Source organism: Amycolatopsis acidiphila (assembly GCF_021391495.1).
In the GTDB taxonomy this organism is placed as follows: domain Bacteria; phylum Actinomycetota; class Actinomycetes; order Mycobacteriales; family Pseudonocardiaceae; genus Amycolatopsis_E; species Amycolatopsis_E acidiphila.
The window spans coordinates 7,849,155-7,874,336 of the sequence record NZ_CP090063.1 but is presented as its reverse complement, the minus strand read 5'-3'; the positions used below and the strand labels follow the sequence as shown (position 1 = coordinate 7,874,336).

Below are 25,182 nucleotides of genomic sequence, written 5' to 3'. Positions count from 1 at the left end.
GGCGAGTTGGTCTGTCAAGCCGCCTCCGGGTTGTTGGGGGTGAGGGTGACGTGCTGGCCGAGTCGTTCGAGTTGCGCGACGAGTCGGCGGACGTGGGCGTGGTCGGGCAGTCGGCTGGTGAAGTAGTCGCCGCCGAGGTCGCGGTAGGGCTGGTGGCGGTCGAGGAGGTGGTAGGCGATGACGAGGATGGAGTGGGCGACGGCGACGGCGGCGCGGTTCTTGCCGCGGCGGCCGGAGAGGCGCCAGTACTGCGCGGCGAGGTAGGTGTTTTTGGTGCGGGCGGCGGCGTGCGCGGATTCCACGAGTGCGGAGCCGAGCCATTTGTTGCCCTTGCGGGTGTGTCCGGGCCGGTGTTTGCCGGCGGACTCGTTGTTGCCGGGTGCGAGGCCGGCCCAGGCCGCGAGCCGGTGGGGGGAACCGAACGCGGTCATGTCGCCGCCGGTTTCGGCGATGAGCACCTCGGCGTTGCGGCGGGCGATGCCGGGGATGGACATCAGCAGGTCGAGTTGCTCTTGAAAGGGTCGCAGCCGTTCGGCGATCTCGTGGCAAAGCCGGGCGACGGTGGCGTCGGCGGCGTCGATGCGGGCGAGCATTTCCCGCACGAGGACGGCGTGGTGGGCGTCGAAGCGTCCGCGCAACGCCTGCTGCAGGATCGGGGTTTTGCGGCGCATGCGTCCCTTGGCCAGGTTCGCCAGCGCCGCGGGGTCCCGCTCCCCGTCGATCAAGGCGGCGAGCATGGCCCGGCCGGAGACGCTGACGGTGCTGGAGGCGACCGAGCTGAGTTTGATGCCGGCGTCTTCGAGGATCTTCTCCAGCCGCTGCACTTCGCGGGTGCGTTCCTCGATGACGGTCTTGCGGTAGCGGGTCAGGTCGCGCAGTTCCCGGATCGGGGGCGGCGGGACGAACGACGGGCGGACCAGCCCGTGCTCGACCAGCTGGGCGATCCACTCCGAGTCTTTGACGTCGGTCTTGCGTCCCGGGACGGCCTTGAGGTGCCCGGCATTGAGCAGGCAGCACTCCAGCGCGTCTTCGAGCAGGTAGAACACCGGTTTCCAGTAGTCCCCGGTCGCTTCCATCCCCGCGACCTCGACACCTTCGCCGAGCAGCCAGTCGCGCAGCGCGAGCACCTGATCGGTCATCGTCGCGAACGTGCGCGTCTCGGTCCTGCGGCGCTTGCCCTGCCCGGGCGTCCGGATCGTGACCGCCATCGTCTTTTTGCCGATGTCGATCCCCGCGCATCGCTGGATCACCACGTCCATCGCCTCGGCTCCTTCCGACGCAGTCGCGCCGTCCGGAGGAGCCTGTCGACAACGAGTCTGAATCACGCGCTCATGGCAGCACTACCGGGTACCGCAGGCTCCCGCGTCCCACTGACATTCGAGCACCCGGCATCAAGGCCACACGACGTCGCCGGACGACCCACACATTCTCACCCCTACCGAGCGACCCGGCCACGGGTCATGGAGCACTGACATGAAAGGACTTCGTCGAATGTCCGCTGAGGACTGGCTTCGTGAGTGACACCGCGTATGTGCAAGCGCTGGATCTGGCGTGTGGTGCGCTGCTGCTGACCGCGGTGCTCATCGTGTGGCGCCGCGAACTCGCGGTCATCATCCGGGTGTTCGCCGTTCAGGGACTGGCCTTGACGGCCCTGGTGGCGGTGCTGGCCGTGCACGAACGCTCGGTCGAACTGGGGTTCGTCGCGGCCGGGATCGCGGTGTTGCGGGTCGGTGTCCTGCCGTATCTGCTGCGCCGGGCGCTGGTGAAGGCCGGTGCGGCGCGGCGGGAAACCCGGCCGCTGGTCAACGTGGCCGCGTCCCTGCTGTCGGTGGCGGTGCTGACGATGCTGGCCTATGCGGTGTCGCAGCCGCTGATTGCGTTGGCGCCCTCGGCGGCGACGCAGGCGATCCCGGTCGGAATGACGGTGGTGCTGATCGGGTTCTTCGTGCTCGTCACCCGCCGCCGCGCCCTGTCCCAACTGGTCGGGTTCTTGTTGATGGACAACGGGATCACCGCGGTCGGGTTCCTCACCACCTCCGGTGCCGGCCTGGTCGTGGAGCTCGGGGTGTCCCTCGACGTGCTGCTGGCGGTGCTGGTGCTGCAGATCCTGGCGTCTCGGATGTGGGAGACCTTCGGCACCGCCGACCTCGACGAACTGCGGGAGCTACGCGACTCATGACCGCCGCCGTACTTTCTCCCGGAGGCGGTATGAACACCGCCTTGGTCCTCGCCCCGATCGTCGTGCCACTCCTCGGTGCCGCGGTGTACCTGCTGGGCGGGTGGCGACCAGCCACCCGATGGATCAGCGCCGGCTCCTCCGCCCTCGTGCTGGCTGCCGCGATTATCACGGCCGCCGCCGTGTCGGGGTCCGGGCCGCGCACGGCGCTGGCCGGGCTGATCCGGGTCGACGCGTTGTCGGCATTCATGCTGATCGTGATCGGCTCGGTCGCGCTGCTGGCGACCGCCGCGACCCCGGCGTACCTGCGCGGCGAAATCGACGCGGACCGGGCAACCGCACGCACCGCCGCCCGGCACAGCGTCCTGGTGCAGGTGTTCCTCGCCGCGATGGCCCTGGCGGTGCTGGCCGCGAACCTCGGCGTGCTGTGGGTCGCGATCGAAGCCACCACCATCGTCACCGCGTTCCTCGTCGGGCAACGACGCACCCGGACCGCGATCGAAGCGGCGTGGAAGTACGTGGTGATCTGCTCCACCGGCATCGCGCTCGCCCTGCTGGGCACGTTCCTGCTCAACTTCGCCGCCCAGCACGCCCCCGGCACGCCGGGCCTGGACCTCGCCGCGCTCGCCCACACAGCGCACAGCCTCGACCCGGGCGTGACGCGGATCGCCGTGGTGCTGCTCATCCTCGGGTTCGGCACCAAGGCCGGACTCACACCGCTGCACGCGTGGCTGCCCGACGCGCACAGCCAAGCCCCGGCGCCCGTGTCGGCGCTGATGTCCGGGGTGCTGCTGTCGGTGGCGTTTTACGCGATCCTGCGGGTCAAGGTCATCGCCGACGCCGCGCTGGGCACCGGGTTCACCCGCGCCGTGCTGATCGTCATGGCCTTGGCGTCCCTCGCGGTGGCGGCGTCGCTCCTGTTGGCGCAGCGGGACTACAAGCGGATGCTGGCCTACTCCAGCATCGAACACCTCGGCCTGGTCGCCCTCGGCGCCGCCGTCGGCAGCCCACTGGCACTGGCCGCTGCCCTGCTGCACGTCCTCGGTCACGGCCTGGCCAAGGCGGTGCTGTTCCTCGGTGCCGGGCGGCTGCTGCAGACCACCGGCACCAGTCGTATCGACGGTGTCCGCGGGCTGGCCGCGCGGCAACCCGTGCTGGCCGGGTGTCTGGGATTCGGGGTCCTCGCGTTGATCGGGCTGCCGCCGTTCAGCATCTTCGCCAGTGAACTGGGCATCGCCCGGTCCGGTTTCGCGGCGGGGCTCGGCTGGGTGACCGCTGCCGCGCTGCTCGTGGTGCTGGTGATCGCCGCTGCCCTGATCGGGCACACCAGCCGGATGCTGCTGGGCGCACCGCCGGACGGGCCGGGCGCGGCCACCGCTACCCGGCCGCTGCCGATCACGGTCGCCGTCGTCTTGACGGCCGGGCTGGTGGCATGTGCGGCCCTCGGTATCGCCGCTGGACCGCTGACCTCGTTGTTGCACACCGCCGCTACCGCCGTCACGGGGGCACCATGACCAGCGCGCCGTCGTCGTCGTTCAGCAGCGCGGCCGGATATCGCCGCACTGCCCGCACCATCGCCGCCGCCGAGCTACCGGAGCGGGCGCAGGCGTTACTCGAGCACGGACACCGCCTCGCGCTGGTCGCCGGACACGACGACGGCGACACGCTGCGAGCGGTGTACCTGTTCACCGCGACCGGCCCGGAGCGGCGCGTCGAACTACACGTCCGGCTCGATCCCGCCGACCCGCGGGTGCCCAGCCTGGCCGGGTTGTCCTTCGCGGCTGGGCGGTTCGAACGCGAGATGCGCGACCTGTTCGGCATCGTGCCCACCGACCACCCGCTGCCCCGTCGTCTGGTCCGCCACTTCCACTGGCCGGCTGGCTGGTACCCGATGCTGAGCGACGCTGGCGAACCCCCCGAGTTCGGCGACGTCGACGGCCCGTACCCGTTCCGCACCGTCGAAGGAGACGGCGTCTACGAGATCCCGGTCGGCCCGGTGCACGCCGGGATGATCGAACCCGGCCACTTCCGCTTCTCCGTCGTCGGCGAGACCATCCTCAACCTCAAAGCCCGCCTCTGGTTCGTCCACAAAGGACTGGAGAAGCTGTTTCAGGGACGCCGCCCCGAGCAGGCGCTCGACCTCGCCGAACGCGTCAGCGGTGACGCCGCCGTCGGGCACACCCTCGCGTTCTGCCACGCCGTCGAAGACGCATGCGGCATCCCGGTCTCCGAGGACGCCAACCGGCTGCGGGCGATCCTGCTGGAGCTGGAACGGCTCTACAACCACGTCACCGATCTCGGCGCGCTGTGCAACGACGTCGGCCACGCCATCCTCAACACCCACGCCCAGCGCGTCCGCGAACAACTGCTGCGGATCAACGACGACGTCACCGGGCACCGGCTGCTGCGCGGCGCGATCCGGCCCGGCGGCACGCGCGTCCACACCCTGCCCGACCCCGATCAGCTGGCCGCGATCGGCGCCGACGTCGCCGAGATCGTCGACCTCGCCCTGGGCAACAGCGTTGTCGCCGACCGGTTCACCGGCACCGCGATCCTCACCACCACGCAGGCCACGGACCTGGGCACCCTGGGGTATGTGGCCCGCGCCAGCGGCCTGACCGTCGACGCCCGCCATGACCATCCGTTCCTGGACGGGGCGTTTCCCCGCGTCGAGCACGTCCGCACCGAGGGTGACGTGCTGTCGCGGTTCCTGGTGCGCGCCGAGGAGATCGCCCAATCGATCAGGGCGATCACCTACCTGGCGGGCGAGATCGACGACGGGCTCGCGTCCTTCACCTCGGGTCTCGGCCGGCTCAGCGGTGCCGCACGCTCAGGGGTGGGCATCACCGAGGGCTGGCGCGGCACCATCGTGCACCGCGTGGAGATCACCACTGACGGGACGCTGTCGCGGGTGAAAATCGTGGACCCCAGCTTCTTCAACTGGCCCGCCCTGCCGGTCGCGCTGGCCGACACGATCGTCCCGGACTTCCCGCTGACCAATAAGAGCTTCAACCTCTCCTACGCAGGTAACGACCTGTAGACGCACTCACCGTGCGTGGCGTGTCGACGTACGCACGGTGTGTGCATTCTCGCATAAGTTAAGACTTGCATACTTCTTTAACTGCATAGACGATAGAGAAGTCGGCGTGGACGGGGTACGGGCTCGCCCGCGTGGGCGTCGGGACGGAGAAAAGGCGAAGACGATGAGTGAGTTCGTGACAGTGCTGCGAGGTCGCGTCCAGGGCGCGCAGCAAAAGCTGGCCACCGCTCGGGAAGCCGGGCACGACTACGAGATCTACCTGCACATCGCCCGCATCAAGGATCTGCTCGACCTGGCCGAACGCCATGGCATCGACACCACCGACTGGATCGACCCCGCGGAACTGACCACAACAGAGGCCAGGGGATAGCAACCATGACGTCGGCTTCTTCTGCGGACTCCAAGGCCCAGCGGGTGGCGATCGTGTCCGATGGCAGCGCCCTGCCCAGCGGCACCGACCTGACAGCGACGCTACGTGACGGCGCTGAGCTGATCAGTGGCCTGGCCCGCGTTCCCGTCCGGCCGACCGTCATCCTCGCCTCCGACGCGGCCGGCCTCGCGGCGGGCATCCGGGCGTTGCCCGCCGATATCGGCGCGGTCCTGCTGACCCGGGTGGCCCCTGCGCGGGCCCGCGAGGTGCAGCGGGAGCTGCAGGACAGCCACGCGCGTCCGCTATTGACCGACGAGGACGTCACCGCGATCGCCCTGGCCGCCGCGGCAGTGGACTCGCTGGCCAAGGCGGGGCGGCGAGCCCACGGCAGCAGGGTGGTCCTTGCCGGAGCGCGGGACCTGCCTGTCCTCACCTCGCTGCTCATGGCCACCGGGGTCGACGACATCACCACCTGGAACTCCTCCGACGCCACGATCTTTCCCTTGCACAACATCGTCTTCGGCGCCGACCTCGTGATCGACCTCATCGGGGAGCTGCCCTCCAGCGCGACCAGGCGGCTCGGCGGGCTCACCGTGATCACCCGCGAGGACACCGGCGCGGCACCGTACGCGGCGGCCGGGCTCCTGGGAGCCGCCGTGTACGCACCCGGCCTGGCCTTCGACGTCGAGATTCTCCGCGCGTGCGCCATCGCCCTCACCGACATCCCACCGTCGGGCAGGTCCGTGCCCTTCGTCAAAGGCATCGCCGTGACCCGCCTCGTCACCGACGCGGTAACCAGCGTCTTTCACACCCAACCCTCCCGCTGACCAACACCGGGAACCGCAACACAGGAAGCGGCACCATGACCACCTCGACGGACAACCGCCCAGCCGGTGCCATCCCTGGACTGGATCACGCACCCACCACCCATCACGCTCTGCTGGCGTGGGTGCACGAAGTCGCCGAACTCACCACGCCCGAGAAGGTGGTGTGGTGCGACGGCTCCGACGACGAATGGCGCCGCCTGACGATCTCGCTGGTCGAGGCCGGCACGCTGGTCCGCGTCCCGCAGAAACCCCACTCCTTCCTCGCCACATCGGACCCGCGCGACGTCGCGCGGGCCGAGGACCGCACGTACATCTGCTCCGAGAACGCCGACGACGCCGGGCCCACCAACAATTGGATGGACCCGGTCGACATGAACATCATCATGACCGAGCTCTACCGGGGCAGCATGAGCGGACGCACGATGTATGTGCTCCCGTTCTGCATGGGCCCCCTCGCCGAGGAGAACCCGAAACTCGGCGTGGAGATCACCGATTCCGCCTACGTCGCCGTCTCCATGCGGCTGATGACCCGCATGGGCGCCATGGCGCTGGAGAAGTTCGGTGAGGACGCCGACTTCGTGAAGGCCCTGCACTCGGTCGGCGCCCCGCTCAAGCCCGGCCAGGCCGATGTGGCGTGGCCGTGCAGCGACGTCAAATACATCACGCACTTCCCCGAGGACCGCACCATCTGGAGCTACGGCTCCGGCTACGGCGGGAACTCCTTGCTGGGCAAGAAAAGCTACGCTCTGCGGATCGCGTCGGTCATGGCCCGCGACGAAGGCTGGCTCGCCGAGCACATGCTCATCCTCAAACTCACCTCACCTGCAGGCGCGGTCCACTACGTCGCCGCCGCGTTCCCCAGCGCCTGCGGCAAAACGAACCTCGCCATGCTGCAACCGACCCTGCCCGGCTGGAAAGCCGAGACCCTCGGCGACGACATCGCCTGGATGCGCTTCGGCGACGACGGCCGCCTCTACGCCGTGAACCCCGAATTCGGGTTCTTCGGCGTCGCCCCCGGCACCGGCTACCGCACCAACCCGGTCGCGATGCGGATGGTCGAGCAGGGCAACACGATCTTCACCAACGTCGCGCTCACCGACACCGGCGACGTCTGGTGGGAAGGCATGACCGACACCGCGCCGGAGCACCTCACCGACTGGCAGGGCCGCGACTGGCACCCCGACTCCACCGAGCCCGCTGCCCACCCCAACTCCCGGTTCTGCACCCCCATCCAGCAGTGCCCGAGCATCGCCCCGGAATGGGACGATCCCGCCGGGGTGCCGATCTCGGCGATCCTGTTCGGCGGTCGCCGCGCCTCCACCATCCCGCTGGTGACCGAGTCCCGGCACTGGCAGCACGGCGTGTTCCTGGGCGCCACCCTCTCCTCGGAAACCACCGCTGCCGCCACCGGCGAGGTCGGGGTGGTGCGCCGGGACCCGATGGCCATGCTGCCCTTCACCGGCTACCACGTCGGCGACTACTTCGCCCACTGGCTGAGCCTCGGCGAGCGTGCTGATCCTGCGAAACTCTCGCGGATCTTCGGAGTCAACTGGTTCCGCCGCGGCGAGGACGGCCGATTCCTGTGGCCAGGGTTCCGGGAGAACTCACGAGTCCTCGCCTGGATCCTCGGTCGCATCGAGGGAACCGCCGACGCGACCGACACGCCGCTGGGGGCCGTGCCGACGGCTGGCGACCTCGACCTGACCGGCCTGGACATCAACCCCGCCGATGTCGACGAGGCCCTCACTATCGACCCGGCCGAGTGGTCAGCCGAACTCGACCTGATCCGCGACTGGTTCGCCACCGTCGGCGACAAGCTGCCCACGGCCCTGCGCGAGGAGTTCGACGCGCTGACCCGGCGCCTGGCATAACGCCCCACGATCCCGCGGGCGGAGCCGTCGGCGGCTCCCCGCTCGGCTCCGCCCGCGGTTCCACCACCTGCCACGCGTCTACTGGAGACAACGGATGAGAGCCGCCACACCGACCCCGATCGCCACTGGCGTCGCTCCGGGCAACAGGTTGCCGGGAGAGGTGACCAAGCGGCTCATGTTCTTCGCCGGCGGCGCTCACCCCGCCCTGGCTCAGCACATCGCGGACGAACTGGGCGCGTCGGTAACCCCGCAGACCGCGCACACCTTCGCCAACGGCGAGACCTTCGTGCGCTTCGACAAGTCCGTTCGCGGCTGTGACGCCTTCGTCCTGCACACCGCGACCGCGCCACTGAACACGGCGCTCATGGAACAGCTGATCATGATCGACGCGCTCAAACGTGCCAGCGCGAAACGCATCACCGTGATCTGGCCCTTCTACCCCTACGCCCGCCAAGACAAGAAACACCGAGGACGGGAACCCATCTCCGCCAGGCTGGTCACTGACCTGCTCACCACAGCCGGCGCCCATCGCATCATCACCGTCGACCTGCACACTCCCCAAGCCCAAGGGTTCTTCGACGGCCCGGTCGACCACCTCCTGGCGCAACCACTGCTCGCCGCCCACATCCGGCAGCGCTACGAGGACGCAACCATTACCGTGGTCGCACCAGACGCCGGGCGCGTCAAACTCGCCGAAACCTGGGCCGACCTTCTCGGCGGGCAACCCATCGCGTTCATCCAGCACCGGAAATCCCTCCACGCCGAACATCCCGACACCGGCCAGCTCGTCGGCGACGTCGCAAACCGGCTGTGCGTGGTCGTGGACGACATGATCGACACCGCGACCACGATGGTCGGCGCCGCCCGACTGTTGAATGCCGCAGGTGCCGCTGGCGTCATTGCCGCTGCCACCCACGGCGTGCTTTCCAGCGACGCCACTGCGCGCCTGAGTTCTAGCGGAATCCGGGAAGTCGTCCTCACCGACACCCTCCCCATTCCAGACGACAAGCACTTCACCCAGCTCAGCGTGCAATCCATCGCCCCCCTGCTGACTCGCGCTATTGACGAAGTCTTCTCTGACGGATCGGTGACCAGCCTGTTCAACGCCGGTAACTGACCGGCGGGTTCCGAACGTAGCGACGCAACAGCGGGGAGTCGTTCATCGGCCGGGGTCGGGGCGATGGGCGTAGGAGCGGTGTTTTCCGACTCAGGCTTCGGCCAGTTCACGCAGCAGCTGATGGTGTGCAGCAGGTCGCGCTGGGTGTGCCAGTGCGGGGTGTGATCGGCCGTGGCCCCCGGACTCGCCGCAGTCACCGCCGCCACCAAACTGCTCGACCCGCCTCGCCAGCGAGCATGATTCCTTACACCACAACCGAACTACTACTACGGAGACTCATGCCATGGACGCCACCGTCTACACCAGTGAGCACCAGGGGCACACCTACAGCATCTCGGTGGACAACGAACGCAACCCGTATCGACGGGACTGGGAAGTGGGGCTGGAACACGCCGACCAGGACGGCAAGGCTGTGGACGACTGGCAGCGCGGTTCTCGGGCGTTCTCTTCCCGGGACGCGCAACTGGAGTTCGTCCGGCGCCGGCTCGCCACGCTGTCCGGTTGCGGCGCAACGGCCTGGCACGCCGTGGCCGACGAGGGCGACGCGGTCCGCGACATCGCGGCCGTCGTTTCGGCCTGTTGGTCGAGGCGGTACCGCCGGAGAACTTCGGCCCGTTCGGCCGAGATTGAAGTTGGCCCTCGGGTGCCGTCGTTGGCCCATATGGACCAGCGTTGGCCGGACATACTTCCGCAGTGTTCATTGTCGAACTCCGGGAACAGCGACGCCGGGAACCCGTGCTCGGCGTACTGTCCGTCGGCCTACGATGCCTGGCTCAGCCGTGGAACGCCAATCGGCTTTCGCCCGGTGTGGACGATCGCCGCGAATCGCCGTCCGATCCTCCGCGCTCAGCGCCGCGACACCGGCGCGGCCGCGAGCGGAATGCCTCCCGCGGGTGCGCAACTCGAAATCCGTCGCTACCGAGCACGTCCGGCAGGACGTCGTCCAGGTCGGGGTGGGCCAGCGTAAAGGCGGGATCTCCATGACGCGTGCTCGTGACAACGCCGCCGGTCCGGACCGGCAGTCCTGGGTGGACCGGATCGACGCGCCCGAGGCGGTCCGGGGCGCTTCGACCGGGTTCAGCGTTCTCCTCATCGGCGGGTTGGTCCAGCCACTGGTCGTGGCCTTGGTACCGGTCCTGGGTTATGTGTGGCTTCCGCTTGTCGCTGTGGTCGCGTTCTTCGTTGCTTCAAGGCGAATCGGCAACGCCAGCCTTCCCGTGGTACACGGCGCGCTAGCCGCGCTGTGCAGCTATCTGCTCGCGCTTCCGTTGTCCTTGCTCGTACCAGCGGGCCGCGATCCTCTCCAGATCGGGCTGACGGCGGCTACGGCTGTGGTGGTCGGCGGCGCGTCCGGCTTTTTTCGCGGACGCATGAGCGGAGTGGAAAAATCCGGAGATTCGTAGTGATGGCAACGGTTCTGTGGCTTCCAAGCAGGATTCGACGATCCTAGCGTGGCGGAATCGCGCGAGACTCGTTTCCCAGGTGAGTCCCGCCGGACAGAACTGACTCGAAGTCCACCAAGACTCGAAGTCGACCAAGGAGTGCACCGATGACGACGCACGCAGCGGCACCGCCCAAGGCGAAAGGCCGGCAGCGCCGGAAGGCGAGCCGGCGATCAGGCCTGGGTTCCGCGGTCGCGCGTCCGCTGGAGCAGGCCGGCGAAATGGTGTGGCTGATGGGCGACGTGCTCTACTCCGCCCTCCGGCACCCTGTTGGCTACTGGGGCGAAGTTCGTGAGCAGATGTTCCAGACGCTGAAGCTGTGCTGGATCCCGATGATCATCTCGACCACGGCCTTCGGCCTTGGGGCTCCGGGGCTGCAGGGCGGGAACATCTTCTCCCTTTTCGGTATCCCCGAACGGCTTGGCTCGTTCTTCATCATGGCGAGCGTCCGCGAGTTCGCGCCCTGGATCAACGCGATGGTCGTGGCCGGCGTGATGGGCACCGCGATCACTGCGGACCTCGGTGCCCGCCGCATCCGTGAAGAGATCGACGCGATGGAAGTCCTGGGCGTCGACCCGATCCGGACGCTCATCGTGCCGCGGGTGGTCGCGATGACGTTGATCACGGGGCTGATGGACCTGGTGGCGCTGGCTTTCGGTGTCGTGGGCGGGTACATCGCCGCCGTGCCGATCCTCAAGGCGAACAGCAGCGCGTTCTTCGGCAGCTTCTTCGACAACGCGACGACGACCGACCTCTGGGCGAGCGTGGTCAAGACGTCGATCTTCGGGCTGATCATCGGCGTCGTCTGCTGCTACAAGGGCTTGCACACCGGCGGCGGGCCGATCGGGGTGGGGCGGGCGGTCAACCAGGCCGTGGTGATCGCGTTCGCGGCGATTTGGATCTTCAACGCGGTCTTCACCGCGATCATGCTCGGTCTCAACCCCGAGATGCAGATCTACAAGTGACGAGGCGGGGAGAAGACACCGTGACCCGAGCTGTGCAGAACGGCGGAGTCGGCGAAAAGAAGCTGCCCGGTGCGCCGAAGCCCGCCGACGTCGAGATTTCGTTCAAGGGCATGGCGACTTCGGTCAAGTCCGCGGTCGAAACCGGCGGCGATATCGCCCGGTTCTCCGGCCGGACGATCCGGGCGTTGCCCGATCTCCGGCACTCCGCCACCGAAGTCTTCCACCAGTGCGGCGTGCTCATCCTGTCCAGCGGGCTCGTCATCTGGCTCATGCAGTTCGTGATCGGGTACGAGTGCGGCCTCGAAGGCAACTACACGCTCAAGCAGATCGGCGTTCCCCTCTATTCGGGAATCTTCAACGCCTGGTGCGCGATCCGCGAGATGGCGCCGTACATGTGGGGCTACATCTTCGCGGCGAAGGTCGGCTGCGGCCTGGTCGCCGAGATCGGCTCGATGCGCATCTCGGACGAGATCGACGCCATGGAGGTCATGGGCGTCAAGTCGAGGAGCTACCTGGTCGGCAGCCGCATCGTCGCGGCCTGGATCGCGATGCCGTTCCTCTACGTGGTGGGCCTCGGGATCATGTACATCGGGGAGTTCCTCACGACGGTGAAGATGCTCGGCGGAGTTTCCCCCGGTGGTTACAATTTCATCTTCTGGCTCTACCAGAACCCGCAGGATCTATTTTTCTCCCTGTGCAAGGTGATGGCCATGGGAACGGCGATCATCTTCGTCGGCTGCTACTACGGATACAACGCCAGTGGCGGATCCGTCGGTGTGGGAAGAAATACGGCGAAGTCGATGATGCTGAACATGGTGCTGATACATATCATCGGTGTATTGGGGACGCAGCTCTTCTGGGGGTTAGCGCCGAATGCACCCATCGCCAACTGATCAGCACGCCGCCCCTTCGTCCCGCGAGGAGAACTCTGTGTCCACATCGAACACCGCTGACGCACCCCCGCGGACCCACACCCGCAGCGGCCACCTCCTGGCCGGCCCGGCCGACCGGACGCACTCGATGGAAGTCCGGAACGTTTCCAAGGCGTTCGGGAACTTCCACGTCATGCGCGGCATGAACATCAACTTCGTCGACGACGCCATCACGACGGTGCTCGGGCCGTCGGGTACCGGTAAGAGCGTGCTCCTGAAGCACCTCGTCGGGCTCCTCGAGCCTGACGAGGGCGAGATCGTCGTCTTCGGCCAGGACCTGTGGAAGATCACCGAGCAGGAGCGCTACGATCTCCGCAAGCGCTTCGGTGTTCTGTTCCAGGACGGTGCCTTGTTCGGGTCCATGAACATCTACGACAACACCGCCTTCCCGCTGCGCAAGCACACGGACATGAGCGAGGCGGAGATCGAGCACATCGTCATGACCCGGCTGACGGAAGTCGGCTTGGAGCGGTCGATCACGAAACTCCCGAACGAGGTATCGGGTGGTATGCGGAAGCGCGCCGGGTTCGCGCGGGCGCTCGTGCTCAACCCGGACATCGTGTTGTTCGACGAGCCGGACTCCGGTCTGGACCCGGTCCGCACCAGCCTGCTGAACGACCTCATCCTGGACATGCACCGCGAGCACAAGGGCACCTACTTGCTCGTCACGCACGACATCCGCACCGCGCGCAAGGTCAGCGACTACGTCGGCCTCATCTGGCAAGGGCAGGTCGTGCACTACGGCGAGGCCGAGGAAGCGTTCGCGTCCGACGACCCGTTCGTGCGGCAGTTCCTGGCCGGCGAATCCGCGGGCCCGCTGGGGATGGACTGACTCATGAAACGTGTGCTGACGGTCGGCGTCATCGTGGTGGCGGCCCTGGGCGTCGGGGCCGGTGCCGTCGCCGCGATGAGAAGCGACGACTACCAGGTCGGCGTCATCCTCGACTCCGCGACGAACGTGGTGGACGGGGGAACCGTGCAGGTCAACGGTTTCGAAGTCGGCAAGGTGTCCGACATTTCGGTCGAGGGCGGCAAGGCGAAGCTGATGCTCGCCCTCGAAGGGAACCACGTTCCCCTCCACGACGGCGCGCAGGTGCGGATCGAGTGGAAGGCGGCGCTCGGCGAGCGGATGGTGAACATCACCGACGGACCGAGCGGGAACGCGGAGATCCCCGACCACGGCATGATCAAGGGCGACATGCCGGTGCCGATGGAGTTCGACCAGGTGCTCAACGCGCTGGATCCGCCGACCCGGGCCAAGCTCAGCTCGTTGATTAACCGGCTCGACAGCACGGTCAAGGGCAACGAGGCCGACGTGAACCAGACGGTGCGCTCGGCCGGCCCCGCCGTGCAAGCGCTCGGTGAAGTGCTGCGGGGACTCGGCAGCGACGGGCCGGCCATCAAGCAGATGGTCACCCAGCTCGACACCATGGTCGGAACCCTCGCCGGTCGTGAGGCCGACCTGCGCACGGTGATCGACCAGCTGTCGAAGACGACCTCGCTCACCGCGCAGCAGCACGAGGCACTCGCCTCGGCGCTCAAGAAGCTGCCCGGCACCTTGCAGACCGCGGGCAAGACCTTGGGCGACGTGCCCGACGCGGTCGGGCAGGCGGTGCCGCTGCTGAAGGACCTCGAACCGGCGACGGCGAAGCTGCCGGACGTGAGCCGGAACCTCCGGCCGGTGCTGACCGACCTGCGGCCGCTGGTCGCCGAGTTGCGGCCGACTCTGGCCGACGCGCAGACCCTGCTGAACTACACGCCGGGACTGCTGGACACCGCGCACGCGACGGCGCCCGGCCTGAACTCGGCCGTGAGCAGCCTCATGCCCGCGTTGAGCTTCCTGCGTCCGTTCACCCCGGAAGCGGTGGGCCTGCTGTCCAACTGGGGTTCGGCGAGCGCTAACTACGACGCCAACGGCCACTACGGCCGCATCTACGTACAGGCTGGGGCGTCGAGCGTGAACGTCAACCCGGGCATCGTGCCGCCGGGCTTCACCAGCAACCCGACACCGTTGCCCGGATCGCCGGTCGGCCAGCCCTGGACCGACGCGTTCGGAAGTGGGATCCGATGAGCAAGCGCACCTCCCGGCCGCCCCGGCGGTCCCGCCCGGCGTCCTACCGGCTCCGTGGCCTCGCCGTGGTCACCGTCGCCTGCCTCGGCGTGACCGCCGGCGCCGTGGGCGCGAACGACAAAGGACAACCCGGCGAGATCACGATCGTCGCCAAGTTCACCGACGCCAGCCCGCTGATCCCGGGCAACGAGGTGAAGGTCGACGGCGTCAACGTCGGCCAGGTCGCGGCCATGACGGTGGACAGCGACAAGCACGCCGCGGTGGCGCTGAGCCTGGATCCCGCGGCATTGCCGGTCCACACCGACGCCAAGGTCACCATCAAGCCGGTCAGCATCCTCGGCGAGCGCTACCTCGACCTGGACCGCGGGACGCCCTCGGCGCCCGCGCTTCAGGACGGCGGCGTCCTGCCGGTCCGGCAGACCAGCGTCTACACCGACCTCGACCAGGTGCTCAACACCGTCGACGACCCCACCGGGCAGTCGCTGGCGGCTTTGGTGACCGTGCTTGGCGAAGGCATGCGGGAGAACGGACAGAACGCCGATGCGACCATCCAGGCGCTCGCGTCGTCGATGAAGGACACGGACGGGCTGGCGAAGGTCCTCAAGGAGCAGAACGGCCTGCTCACCAGCGTGGTCGACAAGATCGAACCGGTGGCCCAGGCCCTGGCCGTGGACAACGGGGCGACCCTCGACGGTCTCCTCTCGTCCGCGCAGACCGCCACCGAAGCCACTGCGAAGAACCGTGCCGCGCTCGAGTCGACCCTCAGCCAGCTGCCGGACACCCTCTCCGCGGCCCGGAAGACGCTCGGGCAGCTGACCGGTACCGCGCAGGCCACGACGCCTATCCTGCAGTCGATCAGGCCGACCACGGACAACCTGAGCGCCATCAGCGACGAGCTCAAGAAGTTCTCCGAGTCGCTCGACCCCGCGCTGGCCAGCGCGAAGCCGGTTCTGGACAAGGCGCAAGGCCTGCTTGACGAGGCCCGGCCGGTGGTCGACCAGCTCAAGGCCGCCGGCCCGGACCTGCGATCCGCTGTCGGCGCTGCCCGCCCGATTGTCACCGACCTGACGAACAACTTCGGGAACGTGCTGAACTTCATCCGGAACTGGGCGTTGACCACCAACGGCGGCGACGGTGTTTCCCACTACTTCCGGGCCATGCTCGTCGTCAACCCCGACCTGCTGACGGGCCTCGTGCCCGGCCTCAACGCGCCCAACGGGGCTCCTACGCCCCCGCCGCAGGGCCCTCCCCAGGGCGACACCGGCACGCCGGCTCAAGCGGCTCCGCCCCTGCCGCTGCCGAGCCTCCCGGGACTCACCGCCTCAGGCGGGGTACTCGGCGGGCTGCTGGCCACGGGACAGCAATCCGACGGCGGCGTGACCGGGCTCAACCAGCAGCAGGAAAGCGGCGCTCTGCAGTTCCTCATCGGTGGAGGTCAGTGATGGCGAGCACGGTCGGCCGCAAGAGGCGGTCCCTGTTCATCGGGTTAGTCGTCCTCGCCCTCTTCGTGGCCTCGGTCGGGATCGCGATCACCGCGAGCGACGGCCTGCCCGGCAAGCCGACGACGGTCGTGAAGGCCGCCTTCGCTGACGTCGGTGCCCTGCGCAGCGGGGACGACGTCCGTATCGGCGGTGTGCGTGTCGGCCAGGTCGGCGACATCAACCTGGTCGGCAACCAGGCCGTCGTCGAGCTGAAGTTCGACGGCGACAAGCCGATCTACCGCAATTCCAAGGCCGTGACCGCATCGGTCGGCGCGCGATCGGCGCTGGGCCAGAAGTACGTCGACTTCACGCCGGGAACGCCCGACGCGGGCGAGGTCGGCGAAAACGACGTCATCCCGTCGGCGAAGACCGAGGGCGCGCAGGAGCTTTCCGACGTGCTGGCCGTCTTCGACGAGCCGACGCGGAAGGCCCTGCAGGACACGCTGCGCGAGACCGGCGGCGGCGTCGGCGGACACCAGCAGGACCTCCGCGACGCGCTGGGGGCCTTGCCCGAGGAACTGCCTGACCTCGGAACCGTGGCCAGCGCGCTGGCCACCGACGACGGGAAGGACCTGACTCGGACACTGCGTGCGCTGGACAGCCTCAGCGGCCGCTTCACCAACCGCCAGCAGGAGATCTCCGCGCTGGTCGGGCAACTGAAGACCACGTTGGACGCAGTCGGTGTCGATGGCGGCAAGCCGCTGGCGGACGTCGTGGACAAGGCGCCGGACACGCTGGGCAAGGCACGCGGGGCACTGCAGTCGCTGCAGGCGCCGCTGGCCGATGCCCAGGCGGCGATGTCGTCGCTGAAGCCGGGCGCGGACGCGCTGGGCCAGGCGACCCCGGACGTCCGCGGGGTGCTGCGCGAGGGCGTTCCGCCGCTCGACAAGGTGCCGGGCGTCGCCGGGCAGGCCGACCCGGCGGTCGGGGCGCTCACGCAGACCTTCTCCGACGCGAGGCCGCTGGCGCCGGCGGTGCGCTCGGCCGTGGGCTCGGCGCACGTGCCGCTCGAGATCCTCGCGCCGTACTCGCCGGAGATCGCGTCGTGGTTCTCCTACGCGGCCAACGCGCTCAGCCAGGGTGACGCGTCGGGCCACTGGCTGCGCATCTACCCGTTGTTCAACACCGAGTCCCTGTCCGGCGCCCTGAGCGCGCTGAAGGACCCGGTCACCGCGCGCAACGCCTATCCCGCACCGGGACAGGCACCGCAGGACAAGAAGAGCTCTCTGCTGGGGCCGAGGTGAGGAAGATGGCTTTGCGTATCAAGAACCGGCGCCGACGTCCGAAAAGCAAGGGATCGCTGTTCAAACTGGGCGCGATGTTCGTCGTCGTGGCGCTCGTCGCCGGTCTCGCTCTCTTCAACAAGGACCGGATCCTCACCATGCTGCGACCGGGCACGGAGTTGAGCATCAACTTCGCGCGTGACTACCGGCTCCAGCCCTTTACCACGGAGGTCAAGGTCGCCGGCATCCCGATCGGCAAGGTCGTGGATGTCCGGGAGGCACCCGACGGCTCCGCCGACGTCACGGTGAAGGTCGACGACGACGTGCCCGCCAAGCTGCGCACCGCCCCCTCGGCGGTGATCCGGGCGGCCACCGTGCTGGGCGGCAGGTACTACGTGGACCTCGTTCCCGGCGGGGAAAAGGGCACGCCGGCCGGCGAAATCCCCAAGGACCGCACGCGGGTGCCGGTCGAACTCGACAAGGTCGTCGACGCGCTGCCGCCGAACACCCTGAACTCGTTGCAGAAGACGGTCGGGAACCTGGACGCCACACTGGACGACGAAGGCCGAGGGGCCATCGACCAGCTCCTGGCCGACGCGCCGGGCACGCTGGACCCGGCCGGTGACGTCCTGCACGCCGCGCAGGGCACCCGGCCGCGCCAGGACCTCACCGACGTGGTGAGCGGGCTCGAATCGGCTTCCTCCGCGCTGACGAAGGAGCCGGGGCAGCTCGACTCCATCGTCCAGAACCTCGGCAAGGTCAGCACCGTGCTGGGGGACCGCGCGTCGGATTTGTCCCACACGGTCTCCGGCCTGCCCGAGGCGCTGGACTCGACGAACGCCGGGCTCTCCCGGCTGGACGGCACGCTGGCCAAGATCAAGGACGTCGCCGGCCCGGCCCGTCCGGTGGCCCGCGAGCTCGACACGGCTCTGCAGCACGCCGACCCGGTGCTGGCGAAGGCACGTCCGCTGGTGAACGACCTGAAGAACCTGCTGACCGACGCCAGGCCCGTCGTCCGTGATCTCGTACCGACCGCGCAGGGCCTGACCACAGTGCTCGACGACGTGCGCGGACCGGTCCTCGACCGGGTGAACGGGCCGATCAAGTCGACGATCCTCTCGCCGTACCGCGGAACGGGACCGTACGCCGGCACCTCCGGTGACCGGCCGCTCTACCAGGAACTCGGATACATGCTGTCCAACGTGGACAGGGCATCGTCGATGACCGACGGCAACGGCGCGTCGATCGCGTTCGAACCCGGGATCGGCCCCGGCAGCATCGGCGGTCTGCCGATCAGCCTCGAACAGCTCTACAGCAACCTCATGAGGCTCGGACAGCAGCAGGAGGGGCGATGACCCGCGATCAAGGCCGGATCAAGAAGACCTGGGAACGCGTCCGCAACGAGCCGAAGCTCGGCCGGAACGTGCTCACACTCGCGGTGCTGCTGGTGGTCGGGCTGGCGGTCGGGGGCTACATCGTCAGCCAGCAGGGCGCGGGGACCACGACCTGGCCGTGGCAGGACAGGTTCATCATGAAGGCGGAGTTCGACAACGCTCCCGCCATCAGCCCCGGCAACGGCCAGGAAGTCCGGATCGCCGGGGTGAAGGTCGGCCAGATCGACTCGGCGTCCGTCTCGGACGACGGCAAGGCGCTGCTCACCCTCTCCATCGACCCGAAGTACAAGGTGTACGACAACGCACGCACGGTGCTGCGCCCGAAGAGCCCGCTCAACGAGATGTACGTCGAAATCGACCCCGGCGGGCCACCGGGGAAGGAACTCCCGCAGGACGGGACGCTCCCGGCGAGCCACTCGCAGCGGCCGATCCAGGTCGACGAGGTGCTCGGGCACCTGGACGACAACACGCTGAACGCACTGACGTCCTTGGTCAACGAGTCCGACGCGGCCCTGGCTCACGCCCCGCAGTCGCTGGCGAGTGGCCTGTCGGCGACCGACCAGGTCGCGACCAGCCTCAAGCCAGTCGTGACGGCGCTGCAGACCCGCAAGGACACGCTGGCGAAGCTGGTGACCGCTCTCGCCCAGATCTCCAAGTCCGTCGGCGGAAACGACGCGCGGCTGTCGTCGCTGGCCCAGAGCCTGCAGGAGACGCTCGGAGCCGCTGGTGCGCAGAGTGGTCCGCTGAACGCGTCGCTGGCGCAGCTGCCCGACCTCACCCATCAGCTCGACGAGGCGACGAGCAGCGTGGTCGGGCTGAGCGACCAGCTCGATCCGACACTGGAAAACCTGCGCAAGGCCTCGGGTGAGCTGCCCGATTCCCTGTCGAAGCTGACGAAAGCCGTGGACCAGGCCGGCAACACAGTGGACCAGGCGACCCCGGTCGTGACGAAGGCCAAGCCCGTCGTCGACGACCTGCGCCCGCTGGTCGGCGACCTCAACGGGACGCTGCCGGACCTGCACGAGGTCACCGGCCGGCTCAACCCGATCACGGCGGCCGTCCTGCCGTACCTGAACGACCTCTCGGCCTTCGTCTACCAGACGAATTCCCTGACCAGCCTGCACGACGCCAACGGAGGGATCCTGCGCGGCCTGCTCGAGCTCACGCCGAGCAGCCTGGGGACCCCCGGTGGCGCCACGTCCGGCCAGACCCCCCACTAGGTGGCTGCCATGAGGATCTCTCATTCCGCGATGCCGGTGATCCGGCTGATCGTGCTCGTCGTGTTCGCCACCGGCTGCGCCGTGTTCTTCGGCTACCTCTGGGTGAACTCCGGCGGCAAACTCCCCTTCAGCAGCTCCCGCTACACGGTCACGGCGACCTTCCCGAGCGTGGCGAACCTCGTGCCCGACTCCGACGTGATGATCAGCGGCGTCGCCGTCGGGAAGGTGGCCGAGATCAAGAACGAGGGCGACCGCGCGCACGTGACCATGGAACTCGATCAGCAGTACCCGCTGCACGCGGGCGTAACCGTCCAGGTCCGGAACAAGACGCTCGTGGAGGAGACCTTCCTCCAACTGACCGACGGCGACGGTCCGGTGCTGGACAGCGGAACGGTCCTGCCGGCGAACGCGGGCAAGCCCGCAGTCGGCCTGAACGACGTGCTGGCCAGCATCGATCCTTCGACCAGGCAGGCGCTGGCGAGCACCATCCGCTCGCTCGGGGCATCCACCAAGGACAGCCAGGACAGCATCTCCCGCGCCTTGAGCGGTCTCGGTGACCTCGGCCGTGAGGGACACGGCGCGCTGTCCGCGCTGTCCGCGCAGAGCGAGGACCTGCAGAAGCTCAGCGGGAACGCGGCCAACCTTCTCGCCGCACTCGACACCCGGCAGGGGCAGATCGCGCAGCTGGTGCGTGACGCCGACACCCTGACGAAGACCACCGCGGACGGCGGGCAAGACCTTCAGGCCGTCATGCGGGAGCTGCCGGGCGTCATGGACAAGGCCAAGAGCGCGAGCGACGGCCTGAACGAGCTGTCGGGTTCGCTCGCGCCGGTGGCGAAGAACCTGAACACCGCCGCCCCGGACCTGAGCAAGGCGCTGGAGCAGCTGCCGCAGACCGCCGGCGACCTGCGCGGCCTGCTGCCCTCGCTCAACGGCGTGCTCGACCACGCCCCGGACACGCTGGCGCGGGTGCCGGTCGTGGCCGCCGACGCCCACCAGCTGCTGCCGACGCTGAACGTCGCGCTCGGCGACGTCAACCCGATGCTGTCCTACCTGCAGCCGTACGGGCACGACGTCGCGGCGATGTTCACCAACATGGGCCAGGCCCTGTCGAGGGGCGACGACAACGGCACGGCATTGCGCACCTTCATCATCCTCAACGAGCAGAGCCTGCGCGGGAACCCGCTCAACCTCAACAACATCCCGCCCCTCGACAAGAGCAACCCGTACCCAGCACCCGGCCAGTCCTCGAACCCGGGGCCGTACCAGGGCGGCTCGTACCCGCGAGTGGAGAAGGGAACGAAGTGATGGTGCGTCGGCCGTCGTTGCGCAAGCTGTCCCCGAGCTCACTCCTCCGCGGAGGGGCGCGAAGGGTGCGCGCCCTCTGGCGACGGCCGACCAAGCGCGGTCTCTTCGTAGCACTGGGCGTGCTCGCGACGGCGGGCTTCGTACTCGGCGGGCTCGCGAAGGTGCGGGTCGAGACGAGCGTGGACTCGTTCCTGCCCAGCGACGACCCGGTGGTGCGCCAGTTCGAGGCGGAGTCGGGCTCCTTCGGTGGGGACCCGATCGTCGTCCTGCTGGAGTCCGGGCAGCCGCGGGCGCAGCTCGACCAGCAGCACCTGCCGGCGCTGCTCAACCTCGAAGGCCGGCTGTCACGGCTGCCGGACGTCGCGGCCGTCTACGGCCCCGGGACGACCCTGAACCAGATCGCCGGCCGGACACAGGACCTGCTCGCGGAGCTGTCCGGACGCCGCGACGCCGTCCGGTCCCAAGCCCAGCAGGGCAAGACCGGCAAGGACGCGGAGAAGGCCGGCGACGCCGCGGTCGCCGCGTTCGACGCCCGGTACGGGCCGCTGCTGGTCCAAGGCATGCCGGCCGGCCTCCCGACCCTGCACAATCCGTCCTTCGTGGACACGGTCGTGTACACCGGTGCCGGCGAGCCCCGCCCGCAGTGGCGGTTCGTCGTGCCCTCCGACCGGTCGGCGGCAATCCTCGTCCGTCCGCGTGAGGGCCTGGACCAGCAGGGCACGGAACGGCTGGTTCGGGCGGTTCGTGACGCCGTCGCGACGGCCAAGCCGGACGCGCAGCGGATCACGGTGTCCGGTGTCCCGGTCATCGCCGTTTCCCTGGGCGACCAGGTGCAGCGCGAGATCCCGTGGATCGGGGGGACCGCCCTGCTCGCGGTGGGCGCGTGCTTCCTGCTGATTCCCTGGACCCGGAAGGTGCGCCGCAGGCTGGTGCCGGTCATGACGACCGTCGTCGCGATCGGGCTGACGCTCGCCGTTTTCGGGTGGCTCGGGCGGCCGCTGTCGCTCGGCGTCGTCGCCTTCCTCCCCGTCCTGCTCGGCGTCGGGAGCTACTACCCGACCTACTTCGCCCAGCAGGCCAGACGCCGGGTGGTGCTCGTGGTCGCCACCGCCACCGCGGCGGCGTTCGCGATGCTGCTGCTGTCGCCGTTGCCGTTCGTCCGTGAGCTCGGTCTCGCGCTTTCGATGGGCGGGCTCATCGCGGCGCTGGTCGGCATGCTCCTCGTCCGCGGTCTCTCGTTCACCGCCGAACCGGACCGGCCACTCGATGAAATGGTCTCCTCACCGCGCGCGGTGACGTCGCCTCGATGGGCTCGGGTCGCCGCCGGCGTCGTCGTGGCCGCGGTGGCACTGACCGGCTGGATGGCGCTTCCCCGGATCGAGCTGGAAAGCAACTTCCAGAGCTTCGCCACCGGACTGGACGCGCTCACCGACGCCCAGCACGTCGAATCCGTCATCGGCTCCTCGGGCGAGGTCGCCGTCGTCCTCAACGGTCCTGACGTGCTGTCGCCCGAGGCCATGAAATGGACCAGGGAGGCGCAAGAAGGCATCGTATCGCGACACGGCGACCAGATGCGCCCGGTGGTGTCGCCGCCGACTCTGCTGCAGTTCCTGGGCAGCTCGCCCACGGCGAGCCAGATCGCGGCCGGTGTCCGGTTGCTGCCGCCGTACCTCACCGGTGCGGTTCTTCGCAACGACCGGACGTCCGCGCTGCTGAGCTTCGGCGTGCGGATGGAAGACCTGAGCAAGTTGCAGACCCTCCGCGACGACGTGCTGCGGCACTTGCCGCCGCCACCGCAGGGGTATCACGTGGACCTGACCGGCTTGCCGATGGTCGCGGTCCGCGGGAACGAGCTCGTGTCCGCCGACCGCCTGCTCACCAACCTGGCCGGGATCCTGGCCGCAGGCGCGGTCCTGCTGATCGCGCTGCGGCGCCGGGCCGACGCGGCGCGCGCGGTCGCGGCGGCGGCCACCGCCACCGGTGCGGGGCTGTGCTTCCTGTGGCTGGCCGGGGTGCCGCTGAGCCCCGTCACCGCCGGCCTGGGATCGCTGACCGCGGCGGTCGGGTGTGAGTTCACGGTCCTGCTGTCGGAAGCCGCCCGCCGTCGCAGCCGGGGACTGCGGCTGTCGATCCTGCTCGCCGCGTCCACCTCCACCGTGGGGTACGCGGTCCTGGTGCTGTCCAAGCTGGCCGCCGTACGCGAGTTCGGCGTCCTGCTGGCCGGCTCGGTCGTGCTGGCCTTGCTGTCCGCGGGCTGCGTGGTGTGGCTCTGGCCACCGCGTGATCGCGTTACCCGGGTGGCGGCACCCGTTCCCGAACCTGTCGAACGAGTCGTGGCGGAGGTGGGTCGATGAGCCTGCGAGTCGAACGCGAGAAGAAGACTGACGACGAGGAGGCTACCGTGAAGACCTCGAGCCCCAGCACGATCGAAGACGAGGAAGCCGACGTCGTCGACCTCCAGGACGGCCACGACGAGGCGGAAGAACCGGCCGAGAGCGACAGCCCGGACGACTTGTCCGAATCGGACGACGGCGAGGACGAGTCCGGCGAGGACGCCGAAGCCGGGCCGGAGAGCCCGAAGATCGGTCTGAAGGACGTCATCCGGGCCAAACTGCCGAAAACCCGCAAGGTGCGCGTGATCCTGCTCGTGGTCCTGCTGCTTCTGGCCAGCGGCGGGGTAGGCGGCTACGTCTGGTACGACTCCCAGCGGCTGCCGGACGACGCGGCCTTCCGCGTCGCGGGCCGAACCGTCACCGCCGACCAGCTCAGCGGCGTCCTCGAGACCTGGCGGGCCATGTACGGGGTCCAGCCGCCGCAGGACGAAGCGACCCTCGGCAAGTTCCGCAAGGATTCCGCCAAGGCGTACGCGGTGAGCCTGATCCTGCAGAAAGCCGCGCAGGACCGCGGGATCGTGATCGGTGACAAGGTGGCGCAGGACGCCTTGACCAGGCTGATCTCGCAGCAGCTCGGCGAGGGGACGGAAGCGCACGACAAGTTCGTTCAGCAACTGGGCAACGTCGGCACGTCCGAACCGGCCGTGATCGAGGAAATCAAACAGCAGCTGGCTCTCTCTCAGCTGTTCGACGCGGTGACCAAGGGATCCGGCGACGTCAGCGAGCAGGAAGTGAAGGACGCCTTCGCGAGGCGAAGGGACCAGCTGGGCACCCCGGAGCGGCGCGAGATCGGCAACATCGTGGTCCGGACGAGGGAAGAGGCAGACCAGGTCATCGCCGACCTGTCGCACGGAGCCAAATTCGAAACCGTGGCCCAGCAGCGCAGCATCGACACCGCGACGCGCGACAAGGGCGGCGACCTCGGCACGCTTTCCCGTAGCCAGCTGCAGGACGACTATGGAAAAGCGGCTTTCGGTGCAGCGGCGGGGACAGTCTTCGGTCCGGTGCAGAACCAGTTCGGCTGGAACGTCGGCCGGGTCAATGAAGTGACGGCTCCGGTGCCGGCCACCTTCGAAAAGGTGCACGACAGCCTCAAACAGCAGCTGAAGATGGAAAAGATGCTCGCCGTGTGGCGTTCCTGGCTGGGAGACCAGATCAAGAGCGCCGGCGTGGAGTACGCGGACGAGTACCGGCCGGACAATCCCGACGCCGCGCCGGACGTGAAGCCGGGCGAGAGCCCGGTTGCCGGTCAGCAGGGCGCGGCGAACCCGGGCCCGCCTTCACCAGGACAGCCGGCTCCTTCGCGATGAGCACGGCCGCTCCGTTCCTCGTCTTGGCGGTTCTGCTTGTCC

The 25,182-nt window shown here is 68.7% G+C and carries 21 protein-coding genes; 20 read left to right on the top strand and 1 reads right to left on the bottom strand.

Translation table 11 applies throughout. The features are described 5' to 3' along the window. Positions 1–14: 14 nt before the first annotated feature. On the bottom strand, positions 15–1,259 hold the full coding sequence (locus LWP59_RS38670; protein WP_144643590.1) for an IS110 family RNA-guided transposase: 1,245 nt from the start codon (positions 1,257–1,259) through the stop codon (positions 15–17). A gap of 254 nt (positions 1,260–1,513) precedes the next feature. Here LWP59_RS38670 and LWP59_RS38665 point away from each other — a divergent pair, with 254 nt between their 5' ends. From LWP59_RS38665 to LWP59_RS38570, 20 genes are all read left to right on the top strand, one after another. Beyond that, positions 1,514–2,179 (top strand): hypothetical protein, encoded by a 666-nt coding sequence (locus tag LWP59_RS38665; RefSeq protein WP_101436383.1) that lies wholly within the window; start codon positions 1,514–1,516, stop codon positions 2,177–2,179. A 29-nt stretch (positions 2,180–2,208) separates the two neighbouring features. After that, positions 2,209–3,690 (top strand): proton-conducting transporter transmembrane domain-containing protein, encoded by a 1,482-nt coding sequence (locus LWP59_RS38660; RefSeq protein ID WP_101436382.1) that lies wholly within the window; start codon positions 2,209–2,211, stop codon positions 3,688–3,690. Beyond that, complete coding sequence (locus LWP59_RS38655; protein WP_101436381.1) at positions 3,687–5,216, top strand: hydrogenase large subunit; 1,530 nt, start codon at positions 3,687–3,689, stop codon at positions 5,214–5,216. Before LWP59_RS38660 ends, LWP59_RS38655 begins: the two co-directional genes overlap by 4 nt. A 163-nt stretch (positions 5,217–5,379) precedes the next feature. Beyond that, positions 5,380–5,586, top strand: coding sequence for a hypothetical protein (locus LWP59_RS38650; protein WP_101436380.1), 207 nt, complete (start codon positions 5,380–5,382; stop codon positions 5,584–5,586). A gap of 5 nt (positions 5,587–5,591) precedes the next feature. Further along, positions 5,592–6,413: a hypothetical protein gene (locus LWP59_RS38645; protein ID WP_101436379.1), complete on the top strand. Its 822-nt coding sequence runs from the start codon at positions 5,592–5,594 to the stop codon at positions 6,411–6,413. A gap of 35 nt (positions 6,414–6,448) precedes the next feature. Continuing rightward, on the top strand, positions 6,449–8,284 hold the full coding sequence (locus LWP59_RS38640; protein ID WP_101436378.1) for a phosphoenolpyruvate carboxykinase (GTP): 1,836 nt from the start codon (positions 6,449–6,451) through the stop codon (positions 8,282–8,284). A gap of 94 nt (positions 8,285–8,378) precedes the next feature. Continuing rightward, positions 8,379–9,401, top strand: a complete 1,023-nt coding sequence (locus tag LWP59_RS38635) for a ribose-phosphate diphosphokinase (RefSeq protein ID WP_144643589.1) — start codon at positions 8,379–8,381, stop codon at positions 9,399–9,401. 283 nt (positions 9,402–9,684) lie between these two features. Next, positions 9,685–10,368, top strand: a complete 684-nt coding sequence (locus tag LWP59_RS38630) for a hypothetical protein (protein ID WP_229857379.1) — start codon at positions 9,685–9,687, stop codon at positions 10,366–10,368. Between the two features lie 13 nt (positions 10,369–10,381). After that, a complete protein-coding gene (locus LWP59_RS38625; RefSeq protein ID WP_101440881.1) occupies positions 10,382–10,804 on the top strand; it encodes a hypothetical protein in 423 nt (140 codons plus the stop codon). A gap of 146 nt (positions 10,805–10,950) precedes the next feature. Beyond that, positions 10,951–11,808, top strand: coding sequence for an MlaE family ABC transporter permease (locus LWP59_RS38620; protein ID WP_101436377.1), 858 nt, complete (start codon positions 10,951–10,953; stop codon positions 11,806–11,808). A gap of 20 nt (positions 11,809–11,828) precedes the next feature. Further along, positions 11,829–12,701: an ABC transporter permease gene (locus tag LWP59_RS38615; protein WP_101436376.1), complete on the top strand. Its 873-nt coding sequence runs from the start codon at positions 11,829–11,831 to the stop codon at positions 12,699–12,701. Between the two features lie 37 nt (positions 12,702–12,738). After that, positions 12,739–13,572, top strand: a complete 834-nt coding sequence (locus LWP59_RS38610; protein WP_101436375.1) for an ABC transporter ATP-binding protein — start codon at positions 12,739–12,741, stop codon at positions 13,570–13,572. Between the two features lie 3 nt (positions 13,573–13,575). Further along, on the top strand, positions 13,576–14,811 hold the full coding sequence (locus LWP59_RS38605) for an MlaD family protein (protein ID WP_101436374.1): 1,236 nt from the start codon (positions 13,576–13,578) through the stop codon (positions 14,809–14,811). Next, complete coding sequence (locus LWP59_RS38600; RefSeq protein WP_101436373.1) at positions 14,808–16,253, top strand: MlaD family protein; 1,446 nt, start codon at positions 14,808–14,810, stop codon at positions 16,251–16,253. Before LWP59_RS38605 ends, LWP59_RS38600 begins: the two co-directional genes overlap by 4 nt. Further along, a complete protein-coding gene (locus LWP59_RS38595; RefSeq protein ID WP_101436372.1) occupies positions 16,253–17,536 on the top strand; it encodes an MlaD family protein in 1,284 nt (427 codons plus the stop codon). The genes LWP59_RS38600 and LWP59_RS38595 overlap by 1 nt, the downstream gene beginning before the upstream one ends. A gap of 5 nt (positions 17,537–17,541) precedes the next feature. Further along, on the top strand, positions 17,542–18,870 hold the full coding sequence (locus LWP59_RS38590; RefSeq protein ID WP_144639087.1) for an MlaD family protein: 1,329 nt from the start codon (positions 17,542–17,544) through the stop codon (positions 18,868–18,870). Further along, positions 18,867–20,129: an MlaD family protein gene (locus LWP59_RS38585; RefSeq protein ID WP_101436370.1), complete on the top strand. Its 1,263-nt coding sequence runs from the start codon at positions 18,867–18,869 to the stop codon at positions 20,127–20,129. Before LWP59_RS38590 ends, LWP59_RS38585 begins: the two co-directional genes overlap by 4 nt. Positions 20,130–20,138: 9 nt before the next feature. Further along, complete coding sequence (locus LWP59_RS38580) at positions 20,139–21,437, top strand: MCE family protein (RefSeq protein WP_229857380.1); 1,299 nt, start codon at positions 20,139–20,141, stop codon at positions 21,435–21,437. Positions 21,438–21,502: 65 nt separating this feature from the next. Further along, positions 21,503–23,791, top strand: coding sequence for an MMPL family transporter (locus LWP59_RS38575; RefSeq protein WP_144639089.1), 2,289 nt, complete (start codon positions 21,503–21,505; stop codon positions 23,789–23,791). Next, a complete protein-coding gene (locus LWP59_RS38570; RefSeq protein WP_144639092.1) occupies positions 23,788–25,140 on the top strand; it encodes a peptidylprolyl isomerase in 1,353 nt (450 codons plus the stop codon). The genes LWP59_RS38575 and LWP59_RS38570 overlap by 4 nt, the downstream gene beginning before the upstream one ends. Positions 25,141–25,182 lie beyond the last annotated feature (42 nt).